Raw genomic sequence first — 13,326 nt, 5'->3', positions numbered from 1 at the left:
AAAAACTGGCCACGCTTAGAACGATAGTATGTAGCCAATCGATCTCTGGCCCTAGAGCCATTCTAGTGCGCCTCATCCCAGTTCTTCGCCGCCCGGGCCTCCACCACCAGCGGCACCGATAGCGCCACCGCCGGTTCCGCCGCCCCCTCCATGATCCGCCGGATCAGCGGAATCGCCGCCTCGACCTCCGCTTCCGGCGCTTCGAAGACCAGTTCGTCGTGGACCTGGAGCAGCATGGTCGTTTCCAGACCCGCGGCCTCCAGCGCGCCCGGCATGCGGATCATGGCCCGGCGGATGATGTCGGCGGCGGCGCCCTGGATCGGGGCGTTGATGGCGGCGCGTTCGCCGAACTGGCGCTCGGCCCCCGACTTCGAATGGATGGCCGGGATGTGGATCTTGCGGCCGAAGACGGTGGAGACGAAGCCACTGGCGCGGACCTCGGCGCGGGTGGCGTCCATATAGGTGCGGATGCCGGGGAAGCGTTCGAAATAGGTCTTGATATAGGCCCCGGCCTCGCCCTGATCGATGCCCAGCTGGTTGGCCAGGCCAAAGGCACTGATGCCATAGACGATGCCGAAATTGATGGCCTTGGCGCGGCGGCGCGTCTCGGGGTCCATGTCGGCGACGGGGACGCCGAACATCTCTGAGGCCGTGGCCGTGTGGATGTCGATCCCCGCCCTGAAGGCGCGTTTCAGCTCGGGGATGTCGCCGATGTGGGCCAGAAGGCGCAGCTCGATCTGGGAATAGTCGGCTGAAATCAGGACGTGGCCGTCCCGGGCGATGAAGGCCTGACGGATCTGGCGTCCTGTTTCCGTGCGGATCGGGATATTCTGCAGATTGGGGTCGGAGGAGGCGAGGCGGCCGGTGGTGGCGGCGGCGAGCTGATAGCTGGTGTGGACGCGGTCGGTCTCGGGGTCCATGGCCGATACAAGCGCGTCTGTATAGGTACCCTTCAGCTTGGACAGCTGGCGCCAGTCCAGCAGGACGCGGGGCAGGGCGTGGGTTTCGGCGAGGGATTCCAGGGTGGCGGCGCCGGTCTCCCACTGGCCGCTGGCGGTCTTCTTGCCGCCGGGCAGGTTCAGCTCTCCGAACAGGATCTCGCCGATCTGGCGCGGCGAGCCGACGTTGAACGGGCGGCCGGCGATCTCCTGGGCCTGCTGTTCCAGTTCGGCCATGCGCAGGCCGAACTCCGACGACAGGCGGCGCAGGCGGGCGGGGTCGACGCGGATGCCCCTCAGCTCCATGTCGGCCAGGACCGCGGGCATGCCGCGCTCCAGCGTCTCATAGACGGTGGTCAGGTGCCCGGCGGCGAGCCGGGGCTTGAGGATGCGCCACAGCCGCAGGGTCACGTCGGCGTCCTCGGCGGCGTAGGCGGTCGCGGGTTTCAGCTCGACGTGTTTGAACGACTTCTGGGCCTTGCCGGTGCCGGCGACCGACTTGAACGGGATGGGCTCGTGGCCCAGGTGCAGGCGGCTCAGCTCGTCCATGCCGTGGCCGTGCAGCCCGCCTTCGAGGACGTAGGACATCAGCATGGTGTCGTCGATCGGGGCGACGCGGATGCCCCGGCGGGCCATGACGGCCAGGTCGTATTTGCCGTTCTGGACGACCTTCAGGACGCCCGGGTCCTCCAGCAGGGTCTTGAGGCGCAGGAGGACCGTGGGCTTGTCCAGCTGGTCCAGCGGCGCGCGGGCCTCGGTCGCCTGGCCGAAGTCCAGACCGCCACTGCCCTCCACCGGCGGATGCTCGTGCGTCAGCGGCACATAGCAGGCGTCGTTGGGCCCGATGGCGAGCGAGACCCCGCACAGCCCCGCATGGGTCGCCGACAGGGCGTCGGTCTCGGTATCGAACCCCACGACCCCCGCCTCGGTCGCCCGGGCGATGAAGGCGTCCAGATCGGCGAGGTCGCGGATGCAGAGATAGGCGTCGTGATCGACGCTCTGTGGCTCGACGTCCGCCGACACCGTCTGGGGGGCGTAGCGGGGGGAGATGACGGGGGCGGACAGGGGCGGGGCGGGGCGGGCGGGCGCGAAGGCCGAGCCGTCGTGGCTCTCCAGCCTGCCGTCGCCGACCCGGCGCAGCAGCGAGCGGAACTCCATCGTCTCGAGGAAGTCGGCCAGGGTTTGCGGGTCGGGGTCGCGGACCCTGAAGTCGTCGATCGGCTCGGGCGCGGGGGCGTCGCAGGTCAGGCGGACCAGCTGGCGGCTCAGCAGGATCTGGTCCCGGAAGGCGATCAGGGTCTCGCGGCGTTTGGGTTGTTTGATCTCGTGGGCCCGGTCCAGCAGGGTGTCCAGGTCGCCGTATTCGTCCAGCAACTGGGCGGCGGTCTTGGGGCCGATGCCGGGGGCGCCGGGGACATTGTCGACGCTGTCGCCGATCAGGGCCTGCAGGTCGATCATCTTGTCGGGGGTGACGCCGAACTTCTCCATGACGGCGTCCTCGGCCAGGCGGCGGTCCTTCATCGGGTCCCACATGACGACCGAGGGGCCGATCAGCTGCATCAGGTCCTTGTCGGAGGAGACGATCACGCATTCGCCGCCGGCGTCCCGGACCTTGCAGGCATAGGTGGCGATCAGGTCGTCGGCCTCGTAGCCCGGCAGCTCCACGCAATGCACCCCGAACGCCCGCGTGGCGTCCCGCACCAGCGGAAACTGCGGCACCAGATCCTCGGGCGGCGCCGACCGGTTGGCCTTGTACTGGTCGTACAGATCGTTCCGGAACGTCTTCTCCGAATGGTCGAAGATCGCCGCCAGATGCGTCGGCCCGTCCGCCCCCTTCATGTCCTTCAGCAGCTTCCACAGCATGTTGCAGTAGCCCTGCACCGCCCCGACCGGCAGACCATCGGACTTGCGCGTCAGGGGCGGCAGGGCGTGGTAGGCGCGAAAGATGTAGGCTGAGGCGTCGATCAGCCACAGCCGGACGGCGGGCCCGTCCTGGGTCAGCGGTCGATCGGTCTGCGGGGCATCGGCGGCGTCAGGGGCGAGGTTGGCATCGGACATGAAGGGGACCATAGGCGGCCCGGTCCAGCCCGTCACGATGCGAAACCATCAGAGGCGGGAGGCTTGATCGTCGGTCCGCAAAGGTGTCCGGTCGCCGGCTGTCTGTGCCGCTGCCGTCGTCGGCCGGCCCCTCCACCGCGTCGCCTTCGGGCGTTGAGGCACTACCAGGTGCCCGTGTTCGGCATCGACAACCAGGGCTCGGCTGGCGGCAGGGCCGGGCCTTCCTGCAGCAGCTCGATCGAAATGCCGTCCGGCGAGCGCACGAAGGCCATGTTGCCGTCGCGGGGCGGGCGGTTGATGACCACGCCCGAGTCCATCAGGTGTTGGCAGGTCGCATAGATGTCGTCGACCCGGTAGGCGAGATGGCCGAAATTCCGGCCACCCGTGTAGACCTCGGGGTCCCAGTTGTAGGTCAGCTCGACCTCCGGCGACCGTTCGGCGGTCGAGCGTTCCTTGTCCCGTGGCGCGGCCAGGAAGACGAGGGTGAACCGGCCCTTCTCGTTCTCCAGGCGTCGAACTTCTTCCAGACCCAGCTGGGTCGTCCAGAAGTGCAGGGAGGCTTCCAGGTCGGCGACGCGGACCATGGTATGCAGGTAGCGCATAGGGAAACACCCGGTGGCGAGGGGGAAGAGACGCCGCCCTTCTAGTCGGAAATCGTCAGCTTCCAAAGGGGCCAGAACGGTCCTATGCATCACGCCGTTCAATGTCCGGGTGCGAACCATCCGCGACGGCGATCGCCGATCAGGGGGATCGGCGGACTTCCACAGGATTGACAGCCGACATGGGCTCTCTCACTCGGGCGAACGCCGCTCGCAGCGCCGTCAAGGGCGCAGGCACCGCAAGGCCGAACACCACCAAGGGCCAGAACGTCGGCGACGTCAGCCTGGGCGAACGGCTGAAGTATGGTTTCGACAAGTCCATGGCTGGCGGCCCGGTCGCCCTGGTGGGCTGGCTCAGCCTGGTGACCCTGGTCGTCATTCTGTTTGCCGCAACCATCCTGGCGATCAGCCGGATGGGTCCGGACGGCGGCTTCAACTTCTTCGAGGCGGCGTGGCAATCGCTGATGCGGACCATGGACGCCGGCACCATGGGTGGCGACACGGGATGGCCGTTCCGCTTTCTGACCCTGTTCGTGACGCTGATGGGCATTCTGGTCTTTTCGGCCCTGATTTCGATCATTTCGGCCGGGCTGGACGCCAAGATCGAGGAGGCCCGCAAGGGGCGCTCGCGCGTGCTGGAGAGCGACCACACCATCATTCTGAACTGGTCGGCCTCGATCTTCGACATCATCTCCGAACTGGTCATCGCCAACGAAAGCCGGAAGAATCCGCGCATCGTCATCATGGCCAGCAAGGACAAGGTCGAGATGGAGGACGAGATCGCCGACAAGGTCGAGGATCTCAAGAACACCCAGATCATCTGCCGCTCGGGCGACCCGACCGACCTTTTCGACCTCTCGATCGTCAATCCGCAGGCCTGCCGCTCGATCATCGTCGTGTCGCCCGAGGGAGTCGACGATCCCGACAGCCAGGTCATCAAGACGGTCCTGGCCCTGACCAACGACCCCAAGCGCCGCGAGGAACGCTATCTGATCGCCGCCGAATTGCGCGACGCCAAAAACGCCGAGGTGGCTCGCATCGTCGGGGGCGACGAGGTGCAACTGGTGCTTGCCGACGATCTGATCTCCCGCATCGTGGTCCAGTCCAGCCGTCAGGCCGGCCTGTCGGCCGTCTATTCCGAACTGCTCGATTTCGACGGCTGTGAAATCTACACGACCGAGCTTCAGGACCTGGTCGGGATCACCTATGGTGACGCGGTCATGGGCTATGAGGATTCGGCCCTGATCGGCCTGCGCTATGCCGACGGCACGGTGAAGATGAACCCTCCGATGGACATGGTCATTCCCGAGGGTGCCCGCGCCATCATCATCGCCGAGGACGACGCATCCATCAGACTGACCCCGCTGCCTGCGGACGCAGTCGATGCCTCGGCCATTCGCCGACCCAAGGCCGTGCGTCGCAAGGCCGAGCGCACCCTGGTCATCGGCTGGAACCGGCGTGGGCCGATGATCGCCTATGAACTGTCCAAATACGTGCGGCCGGGCTCCGTCCTGACCGTGGCGGGCGATACGCCGGGCTTCGAGGAGGAAATTCTCTCGATGCCGCTGGGATCGAAGAACATGAAGGTCGAGGCGAAACGGATCGATACCAGCCACTCGGCCTCGATCGAGGCGCTGGACCCGGTGTCCTATGACTCCATCATGGTGCTGGGCTATTCCGACACCATGGAGGCCCAGTCGGCCGACACCCGCACCCTGATCACCCTGCTGCATCTGCGGAAACTGTCCGAGCGCCTTGGCACACACATCAGCGTCGTCTCGGAGATGATCGACATCCGTAACCGTGAACTGGCCGAGGTCACCCGCGCTGACGATTTCGTCGTGTCCAACAAACTGGTCAGCCTGATGCTGGCCCAGGCATCGGAGAACGAATACCTGTCGTCCATCTTCGACGACCTGCTGGATGAGGACGGCTCGGAAATCTACATGCGGCCGGTCGGCGACTACGTGGACCTGTCCGGCCCCGTTAGCTTCTATACCATCGCCGAGGCGGCCCGGCAGCGTGGCGAGACCGTGATCGGCTACCGCAGGAAGCGCGAGAGCGAAGACGACGATGACCGCAACATGGGCGGCGTCGTGGTCAATCCGAACAAGTCCGAGAGCATCGAATATCTGCCCGAGGACCGCGTGATCGTCCTGGCCGAGGACTGATTTGGGCTTATCCAGGCGGCGGGGATCGTGCGACACCCCGCCGCTTGGCACCGGCGTGATCCTCTGGCATTGAGACTTGTTCTCAAAAGGAGACGCCGATGCCCCTTCTGATGTGCCCCAACGATAATGCCCAGATGCAGACGCTGGATCGCAACGGCGTGCAGTTCGACATGTGCCCGACCTGTCGCGGGGTCTGGCTGGACCGTGGCGAGCTCGAAAAACTGATGGAGGGCGCGCCCGCTGCCGCGGCACCGCAGGCCTATGCCCCGCAGAGCCAGCCCTGGGGCCAGACGCAGCAGCCCTATCGCGAACAACCCCGCTATCGCGATGACGACGACCGTCACTACAAAAAGAAAAAGCGCGACAGTATCTTCGACATCTTCGACTGAGGCGGGCTGGCGCCTCTCGCGGCTCAGACCGCGAGATTCCGCGCCTCGGGCGGTGGCAGTGAGATCATGCCGCCAGGCCGGCTGCCTGCATCAGGGTCTTCAACGGAGCCAGGGCTTCCGGCGCCGCGCTGAGAGCGGCACGGGCGTCCGGAGCCCGAAACATCCTGATCGCTTCGGCCTTGGCGCGCTCGGTAGCTGGGCCCAGGGGGGCGGTTTCGCCTGCAGCGAGCCTCAGCAGCGCAGCGAGTTTCTGATGGATCGGTGCCGGCGCTCGCGCCAACAGAGCTGTCAGTTTGGCCTCGGCTTCGATCACGCCGCCAAGGGCCCCTATCGCGCCAGCGATCTGTTCGGCATCACCCTGTATCAGGGCCGCTGACTGAACGGAGCGCTGGAGCTGGGCCAGGACCTGGAGCTTGCGCGCCGGGGTCGGACCGGGTCCGCGCATCTCGGTCTCGAACCGAAGCGAGGTCACGCAGGCGACCAGCCAGCGCGCGGCGGCCCGCTTGTTCGTCGATCCCGTGACGTTCTCGCACAGGCGGGTCAGCTGTTCGGCCTCGCACAGGACGGTATCGCAGGACGCGACATAGGCCTGGACGAAATCAGCCGTGACCAGGCTCCTGGACCGCTCGATGAAGGCCGTCTGGACGTCCTCCAGCATCAGCAGTCGCCCTGCCGTCGCGGTCAGCGACATGGCCAGGGTCCGCAGGATGTCGATTTCGCCGGTGGCATCGGACGGCCGCAGCCGTCGGGGTCCCCGAAGTTCGCGGAGGACCATTCGCGCCAGGGACGCCGCCAGGGTGGGATACTCACCGGCGTCCAGCCGCTGGCCAAGCCTGACCGCCGCCCCGTCCACGGCGGGCACCAGCAGGGCCATGCGCGGATCGTGGGCGATCAGGGCCTCGATCTCGCGCGGCGCGACCATTCGGACCACAGCGGCCAGGCTCCCGCCCTGGTCCAGGGCGGGGCCGAGGATTTCGGCCAGATTGCTGCGCGCGCCCAGAAGCTCGACCAGGATCTGCTCAATGGCGCTCATGACCAGGGCGCGGGGCGCGCCGTCCATCGGTGCGCTTTCCGCCAGATTCATCAGCCGGTCCAGCCGCGCCCGTGCGCCTCTGGCACCCACCAGCGCCCCCGAGATGACGCCGCCCATGACGAAGGCCCGATCCGGCGTGCCCGCCAGTCTGTGGGCCACGTCGGCCAGCGACCGGTCCGTCAGGTCGACAAAGGTGCCCTTGCGCCCGGCCGTCACTACCTGCGCCATCGCCTGTTCGGTCAGGTGCTGATAGTGCCGGATCAGGTCGTGTGCCGGCTGGCCCGTGGCCTGGCTTTCGGGGATGGCGACTTTCTGGATGGCATGCTGGACCTCGACACCCGAGGCTTCCAGCCGCTCGACCAGGTCGGGCCGATGCAGCAGTTCGAATGGCGTGACGCCATGGCGCATCAGCCAGTCTTCCAGAACCCGACCCAGCAGTTCGCGGGCACGGGGCGTATAGAGGTGGGCCGGAGCCATGCAATTGGGCTGGCTCGGAGCGTCGACGACCTTTTTCGTGGGAAGCTCGGGCTCGCCACGGGTCAGGACGGCAACGCTCTGGAACTCCTTGGTGTCAGGATCCATCGTCTCCTTGGTCACCCGAACGGCTACAGCTTCCTTGTCTCTCAGGATCTGCTCGGCGGTCTCGATGGCCTGATGGCGGTTTTCGGTCGCCTGAATCAAGGCCCAGGGCGATGGAACCGTCTTGCGGATATAGAGCTCGTAGTGGACGGGTCCGGCCATGGTCTCGCTTCGACGTTAAGCGCCGACCCTAGCCACAAAGGGTTTAAGGTCCGGTTTCGCGAACGAAATCTGGTCAGCAACGATGTGTGGCCGTAAAGTCACCGCGTTCGCAGGCGAACGGTTACGCTTGCCGCGCGTTCAGACGCATCCGACACCGGTCGGGCCCGTTCTGAACGGGAACTGACGAGGAGACCGAATTGGCCAACATCACTCTGGTGGACGACGACGAGAATATCGTCGCATCCGTGTCGCTGGCGCTGGAAAGCCACGGCCACAAGGTGGTCGCCTATCACGACGGTGCCACGGGGCTGGAAGCGTTGGAGGCGTCGCCGCCCGACCTGGCCATCCTGGACGTCAAGATGCCTCGCATGGACGGCATGGAGGTGCTGCGCCGCCTGCGCCAGACCAGCCAGATTCCCGTCATCATGCTGACCTCGAAGGACGAGGAGATCGACGAGATCCTCGGCTTCAACCTCGGGGCCGACGACTATATGCACAAGCCGTTCAGCCAGCGGCTGCTCATCGAGCGGGTGAAGGCCCTGCTGCGCCGCTCGGGCGGCGACGGCGGCGAGCCGGAACCGTCGGCGGAGATTTCGGGCAAGGCGATCCGTCGCGGCAAGCTGCTGATGGACCCCGCCCGTCACGAGAGCACCTGGGACGGACGGCCGGTCAAGCTGACGGTGACGGAGTTCCTGCTGCTTCAGGCCCTGGCCCAGCGGCCCGGTTTCGTGAAGAGCCGCGACAATCTGATGGACGCCGCCTACGACGATCAGGTCTATGTCGACGACCGCACGATCGACAGCCACGTCAAGCGGATGCGCAAGAAGTTCCGGGTCGTCGATCCCGAGTTCGATGCGATCGAGACCCTTTATGGCGTCGGTTATCGCTACCGCGAAAGCTGACAGTCTGGACGGGGCGGACGAGGCCCCGCTGCGCCGACGCCTGATCCGCTTCGGCGGGTCGCGGCTCGGCGGGCTGATCCTCGCGCTCAATCTGCTCAGCCTGCTGATCCTGTTCGGGGGGGCGCTGGCGCTGAACGAGTGGAATCGGGGGCTGGTGCAGGCCCGTCAGGAAAGCCTGATGGTCCAGGCCGAGTTGCTGTCGAACGTGCTGGGCCAGCTCGGCATTACCGAAGGGGAGCCTGAACCGACGCTGGACCCGATCCAGGCCAGTCGCTGGCTGCGCGACAACTTCATCCCCAGCGGTCAGAGGGCGCGGCTGTACGACAGCTACGGGCTGCTGGTGTCCGACAGTTTCGCGGTATCGGACAAGATTCCCGGAGAACCCTTGCCGCCCGCCCTTCCGGCGGGCTCTCCGGTTCGGGAAAAGGCCGATCCCGCGCGTGAACAGGCGAACCTGACCCGAGCGAACACGGCCCTCGGCCAGGAGATCGAAGCCGCCCTGGCGGGCGACCCCCAGGCGACCGTCCGTCGATCCGAGAATGGTGACCGTGTGGTGTCGGTGTCGCTGCCCGTGCGCCATGTGCAGCAGGTTTTGGGCGTGCTGACACTGGAAGCGGGCGATGTCGACCAGATTCTGGACGCCCAGCGCAAGGCGCTGGTGCCGTTCGCGCTCGTGGCCCTGGCCGTGAACCTTCTGGCCAGTCTGCTGCTGCATCTGTTCGTCGCCCGGCCGGTCAAGCGCCTGTCGGCGGCGGCGGACCAGGTCCGGCTGCAGCGCGCGCGGGCCATCTCCCTGCCCGATCTTGAGGATCGTCGCGACGAGATCGGCGATCTGGCCCGGTCGCTGGAATCGATGACCGAGACCCTGTCTGCCCGGATGGACGCGATCGAACGGTTCGCCGCCGATGTCGCGCACGAGATCAAGAATCCGCTGACCTCGATCCGCTCGGCCCTGGAGACCCTGGATCTGGTCAAGGACAAGGACCAGCGCGACCGCCTGACCCGGGTGCTCCAACAGGACGTAAAGCGGCTGGACCGGCTGATCACCGACATCTCCAACGCCTCGCGACTGGATGCCGAACTGTCGCGGGACCGCCCGCGCCCGGTCGACCTCGCGGGCCTGCTCACCGACATCGTGGGCGTCTACGAGACCACCGGAAAGCCGGGCGAGGCCCCCGTCCTTCTGGACATCGCGCCGGACGGCCCCGCCCGCGTCATGGGACGCGATGGCCCGCTGGGACAGGTGTTCCGCAATCTGATCGACAACGCCCGGTCCTTCAGCCCGCCCGGCCGCCCGGTCCGGGTCACGATGCGCCGCGACGACGCCGATCCGGACCGCCTTCTGGCCATCCGCGTCGAGGACGACGGTCCGGGCATCCCGACAGAGAACCTCGAGACGGTGTTCGAACGCTTCTATACGTCGCGGCCGCGCGGTACGGCTTTCGGGTCCAATTCGGGCCTCGGCCTGTCGATCGTGCGGCAGATCGTCGAGGCCCACGGCGGGCACGTGGTCGCCAGCAACCGTGCCGGCCCGGACGGCGCGCGCCTGGGGGCCATCTTCGAGGTCACCCTGCCGGTGGCGGGTCGCCGGGGGTGACGCCGACCGGCCGCCACCCGCCCCTGCATGCGACGGCGATCACGACCTTCGTCGGGGGCCGATGGCGGGGGGCGTTGCTTATGGGGAGCCCGGGCAGCGGCAAGAGCGACCTGGCGCTGCGCCTGGTTGCCCGTGGCTGGCGACTGGTCGGAGACGACTACGTTCACGTCTGGGCCTCGGGGGGGCGGCTCTTCGCTGCGCCGGTGGAAACCATCGCCGGCCAGATCGAGGCGCGCGGACTGGGCATCCTCGACCTGCAGCATCGGCCCGCGAGCCGGATATCCCTGCGTGTGGATTGCGTCCGGGAGACTGTGGAACGCCTTCCCGAGCCGCAGACGACCGCCATCGCAGGCGTGGCTGTCGCGCAGATGGCGCTCGACATCCGGCCGGCCTCGGCGGTGGAAACCCTGTCCCTCGCCATCAGTCGGCTTTGACCCGGCGCGGGATTCCTTTATCTAGGCCCGCTTGCGGATCGGACCGGGGGCCGCCGATGCAGTGTGAACGGGATGTTTCGCAGTTGAACGCCTTCAGGATGGGGTCGGCATGATCGGCCTGGTGATCGTTACGCACGGCGGACTGGCGTCCGAGTTCCTGTCCGCGATGGAGCATGTCGTCGGCCCGCAGCGCGGGGTCGCGGCCATCTGCATCGGGCCGGACGACGACATGGAGCGCCGCCGTCGCGACATCGTCGATGCCGCGGCTGCCGTGGACGACGGCTCTGGCGTCATCCTGTTGACCGATATGTTCGGAGGCACGCCGTCGAACCTGGCCATATCGGTGATGGAACAGACCCATGCCGAGGTCATCGCCGGTCTGAATCTGCCCATGCTGATCAAACTGGCCAGCGTGCGCACGCGCGAGAGTCTGGAGACCTGCGTCGCCCATGCCCAGGACGCGGGCCGCAAATACATCTCCGTGGCGTCCTGGGTCCTCGCGGGCGAGAAATAGGCGTGGGCCAGAGCGTTCCGACCGCGCGGACCACCGCCAATATCTGCAACACCCGGGGCCTGCATGCGCGGGCGTCGGCCAAGTTCGTCAAACTGGCCTCAAGCTTCGAATCGGAAATCCGGGTGACGCGCGACGGCACGACCGTGGACGCCCGCTCGATCATGGGCCTTCTGATGCTGGGGGCCGGGAACGGCTGTTCGATCGAGGTGAGCGCCGAAGGCCCGGATGCCGAGGCGGCCATCGAGGCCTTGGGCGATCTGGTCGCCCGCCGCTTCGACGAGGAAATCTAGGCTCTCTGACGGCTATCGATCGGGTCACGACCGGTCGGCAGGGGCCTGTCTGGTACCGATGTGGGCCTGACCGCGGTCTGCGGCCAGCCGGACCTGTCGATCCCGCTCCAGAGCCCCCGTCCGCTGTTCCGCGGTCCGGCTGTCGTGACATCGGTCGCAGCAGACGCCCTCCATAAACCGGGGCGATGCCCGTCCGGTCTCGCTGACCGGCATGCGACAACCCCGGCACAGGCTGTGCGTTCCCCGCTCCAGCCCATGGCCGACCGCGACCCGCTCGTCGAAGACGAAGCATTCGCCCTGCCACAGGCTTTCGCTTTCGGGCACCGTCTCCAGATAGCGCAGGATTCCGCCCTGCAGGTGGTGTACGTCCGCGACCCCTTGCGCCTTCAGCCAGGCGGTCGCCTTCTCGCAGCGGATTCCGCCGGTACAGTACATGGCGACCCTGGGCGGAACGGGTCGGTCCAGCAGGGCGCGACCCTCGCGCGCGAACCAGTCGGGAAAATCGCGGAACGTGCGCGTATTGGGCTGTACCGCGCCGACGAAGGCCCCGACGTCGGCCTCATAGGCGTTGCGGGTGTCGATGACGACCGTATCCGGGTCCGCGATCAGGGCATTCCAGTCCTCCGCCGCCACATAGGTCCCGGCGTCCAGCACGGGATCGATACCCGGCTGGCCCATGGTCACGATCTCGGGCTTCACGCGGACTTTCAGACGGTGAAAGGGCGGGGTCGCAGCGTGACTGTACTTGACCTCCAGATCGGCAAACCCCGGCCTGGCGCGCAGGCCCTGGATGACGCGATCAACCGCGTTCACGGGTCCGGCGATGGTTCCGTTGACGCCCTCGTGCGCGACGAGCAGCGTGCCGCGCACCCGGTCGCCGCAAAGGGTCTCCAGCCAGGCGCGCAAGGCTCCGGGATCGGCCACGGGTGCGAACCGGTAGAGGGCGGCCACGCGGATCGACTGTTCTGTCATCGAAGCCCCTTCCTGCCTGCCCTGCGAAGCGCACCAGCGCGAGGCAGGGTGGTGGAGCCGAGGGGAGTCGAACCCCTGACCTCGTCATTGCGAACGACGCGCTCTACCAACTGAGCTACGGCCCCGTTACCGGGTGAAGGCGAGGGCGGGACATAGGCGGCGCGACCGGGGAGTGTCAACGGGCCGCTGGCCCCGGGCCTCAGATCGCTTGGCCTTTGGCCGTCCCGCAGCTAGGAAGCGGACACAGACGTTTTGGAGACGATCGTGGGCATCGGCGGCGGCATTGCAGGATTCATCTATTTCATCGTCGATCAGCTGTTTTTCCTGCTCTGGCTCGCCATCATTGTTTCGGCGATTCTCAGCTGGTTGTTCGCTTTCGACGTAATCAACTATCGCAACCGGTTCGTCGGACAGCTGGCCAGTTTCCTGGATTCCGTCGTGACGCCGGTGCTGGCCCCCCTGCGTCGGGTCATTCCTCCGCTGGGAGGCGTGGACATCACGCCCATCATCGCCCTGCTCATCATTTCAGGCATCCGGACCTACCTCCTGCCTCCGTTCGGCAACGCCCTGGCGGTGATTTTCGCCGGTGGCGTATAGACACGCCCTGACCCCGTATGCCGCATTGCGGCATTCCAGCCTTGCGCCGCGTCGATAGGCTCTTAAGGTGCCGACGACCGGGCGAAACGCC

12 protein-coding genes and 1 tRNA gene are annotated in these 13,326 nt (G+C 66.8%); 8 read left to right on the top strand and 5 right to left on the bottom strand.

Annotated elements, in window-relative coordinates; translation table 11 throughout:
* Positions 1 to 62 precede the first annotated feature (62 nt).
* Positions 63 to 2,996 carry a DNA polymerase I gene (polA, locus tag O3139_RS01100; RefSeq protein ID WP_269515055.1) on the bottom strand — a complete coding sequence of 978 codons (2,934 nt, stop codon included), beginning with the start codon at positions 2,994 to 2,996 and terminating at the stop codon, positions 63 to 65.
* A gap of 161 nt (positions 2,997 to 3,157) precedes the next feature.
* The gene (locus O3139_RS01095; protein ID WP_269515054.1) at positions 3,158 to 3,598 is read right to left on the bottom strand and encodes a VOC family protein; all 441 of its coding nucleotides are present in this window, start codon (positions 3,596 to 3,598) and stop codon (positions 3,158 to 3,160) included.
* A gap of 179 nt (positions 3,599 to 3,777) precedes the next feature.
* Here O3139_RS01095 and O3139_RS01090 point away from each other — a divergent pair, with 179 nt between their 5' ends.
* Both O3139_RS01090 and O3139_RS01085 read left to right on the top strand, forming a co-directional pair.
* Positions 3,778 to 5,766 carry a CASTOR/POLLUX-related putative ion channel gene (locus O3139_RS01090; protein WP_269515053.1) on the top strand — a complete coding sequence of 663 codons (1,989 nt, stop codon included), beginning with the start codon at positions 3,778 to 3,780 and terminating at the stop codon, positions 5,764 to 5,766.
* A gap of 98 nt (positions 5,767 to 5,864) precedes the next feature.
* Positions 5,865 to 6,155 (top strand): zf-TFIIB domain-containing protein, encoded by a 291-nt coding sequence (locus O3139_RS01085; protein WP_269515052.1) that lies wholly within the window; start codon positions 5,865 to 5,867, stop codon positions 6,153 to 6,155.
* 64 nt (positions 6,156 to 6,219) lie between these two features.
* Here the strand turns inward: O3139_RS01085 and O3139_RS01080 are convergent, their stop codons facing one another.
* Entirely contained in the window at positions 6,220 to 7,929 is a 1,710-nt protein-coding gene (locus tag O3139_RS01080; protein ID WP_269515051.1) for a hypothetical protein, read from the bottom strand.
* 197 nt (positions 7,930 to 8,126) lie between these two features.
* Here O3139_RS01080 and O3139_RS01075 point away from each other — a divergent pair, with 197 nt between their 5' ends.
* From O3139_RS01075 to O3139_RS01055, 5 genes are all read left to right on the top strand, one after another.
* Complete coding sequence (locus tag O3139_RS01075; RefSeq protein WP_269515050.1) at positions 8,127 to 8,831, top strand: response regulator transcription factor; 705 nt, start codon at positions 8,127 to 8,129, stop codon at positions 8,829 to 8,831.
* On the top strand, positions 8,800 to 10,428 hold the full coding sequence (locus O3139_RS01070) for an ATP-binding protein (protein WP_269515049.1): 1,629 nt from the start codon (positions 8,800 to 8,802) through the stop codon (positions 10,426 to 10,428). Before O3139_RS01075 ends, O3139_RS01070 begins: the two co-directional genes overlap by 32 nt.
* The gene (locus tag O3139_RS01065) at positions 10,425 to 10,862 is read left to right on the top strand and encodes an HPr kinase/phosphorylase (protein ID WP_269515048.1); all 438 of its coding nucleotides are present in this window, start codon (positions 10,425 to 10,427) and stop codon (positions 10,860 to 10,862) included. Before O3139_RS01070 ends, O3139_RS01065 begins: the two co-directional genes overlap by 4 nt.
* Positions 10,863 to 10,971: 109 nt before the next feature.
* On the top strand, positions 10,972 to 11,376 hold the full coding sequence (locus O3139_RS01060) for a PTS sugar transporter subunit IIA (RefSeq protein WP_269515047.1): 405 nt from the start codon (positions 10,972 to 10,974) through the stop codon (positions 11,374 to 11,376).
* A 2-nt stretch (positions 11,377 to 11,378) separates the two neighbouring features.
* The gene (locus O3139_RS01055; RefSeq protein ID WP_269515046.1) at positions 11,379 to 11,666 is read left to right on the top strand and encodes an HPr family phosphocarrier protein; all 288 of its coding nucleotides are present in this window, start codon (positions 11,379 to 11,381) and stop codon (positions 11,664 to 11,666) included.
* A gap of 24 nt (positions 11,667 to 11,690) precedes the next feature.
* On the opposite strand, the gene O3139_RS01050 is transcribed toward O3139_RS01055, so the two are convergent.
* Both O3139_RS01050 and O3139_RS01045 read right to left on the bottom strand, forming a co-directional pair.
* Positions 11,691 to 12,638: a rhodanese-related sulfurtransferase gene (locus O3139_RS01050; RefSeq protein WP_269515045.1), complete on the bottom strand. Its 948-nt coding sequence runs from the start codon at positions 12,636 to 12,638 to the stop codon at positions 11,691 to 11,693.
* Positions 12,639 to 12,687: 49 nt separating this feature from the next.
* Positions 12,688 to 12,763 (bottom strand) — tRNA-Ala (locus O3139_RS01045).
* A 139-nt stretch (positions 12,764 to 12,902) separates the two neighbouring features.
* On the opposite strand from O3139_RS01045, the gene O3139_RS01040 reads away from it, so the two are divergent.
* Positions 12,903 to 13,235, top strand: coding sequence for a YggT family protein (locus O3139_RS01040; RefSeq protein ID WP_269515044.1), 333 nt, complete (start codon positions 12,903 to 12,905; stop codon positions 13,233 to 13,235).
* The last annotated feature ends 91 nt before the right edge of the window (positions 13,236 to 13,326 follow it).

The organism is Brevundimonas subvibrioides (assembly GCF_027271155.1).
Lineage (GTDB): Bacteria > Pseudomonadota > Alphaproteobacteria > Caulobacterales > Caulobacteraceae > Brevundimonas > Brevundimonas subvibrioides_D.
The sequence above is the reverse complement of the archived record's forward strand: the minus strand, read 5'-3'. Positions and strand labels throughout refer to the sequence as shown.

What these genes read in the sequence shown, in the direction of transcription:
- polA (WP_269515055.1), bottom strand. Translation starts at nt 2,996, where the DNA reads ATGTCCGATGCCAACCTCGCCCCTGACGCCGCCGATGCCCCGCAGACC.
- O3139_RS01095 (WP_269515054.1), bottom strand. Translation starts at nt 3,598, where the DNA reads ATGCGCTACCTGCATACCATGGTCCGCGTCGCCGACCTGGAAGCCTCC.
- O3139_RS01090 (WP_269515053.1), top strand. Translation starts at nt 3,778, where the DNA reads ATGGGCTCTCTCACTCGGGCGAACGCCGCTCGCAGCGCCGTCAAGGGC.
- O3139_RS01085 (WP_269515052.1), top strand. Translation starts at nt 5,865, where the DNA reads ATGCCCCTTCTGATGTGCCCCAACGATAATGCCCAGATGCAGACGCTG.
- O3139_RS01080 (WP_269515051.1), bottom strand. Translation starts at nt 7,929, where the DNA reads ATGGCCGGACCCGTCCACTACGAGCTCTATATCCGCAAGACGGTTCCA.
- O3139_RS01070 (WP_269515049.1), top strand. Translation starts at nt 8,800, where the DNA reads ATGGCGTCGGTTATCGCTACCGCGAAAGCTGACAGTCTGGACGGGGCG.
- O3139_RS01060 (WP_269515047.1), top strand. Translation starts at nt 10,972, where the DNA reads ATGATCGGCCTGGTGATCGTTACGCACGGCGGACTGGCGTCCGAGTTC.
- O3139_RS01050 (WP_269515045.1), bottom strand. Translation starts at nt 12,638, where the DNA reads ATGACAGAACAGTCGATCCGCGTGGCCGCCCTCTACCGGTTCGCACCC.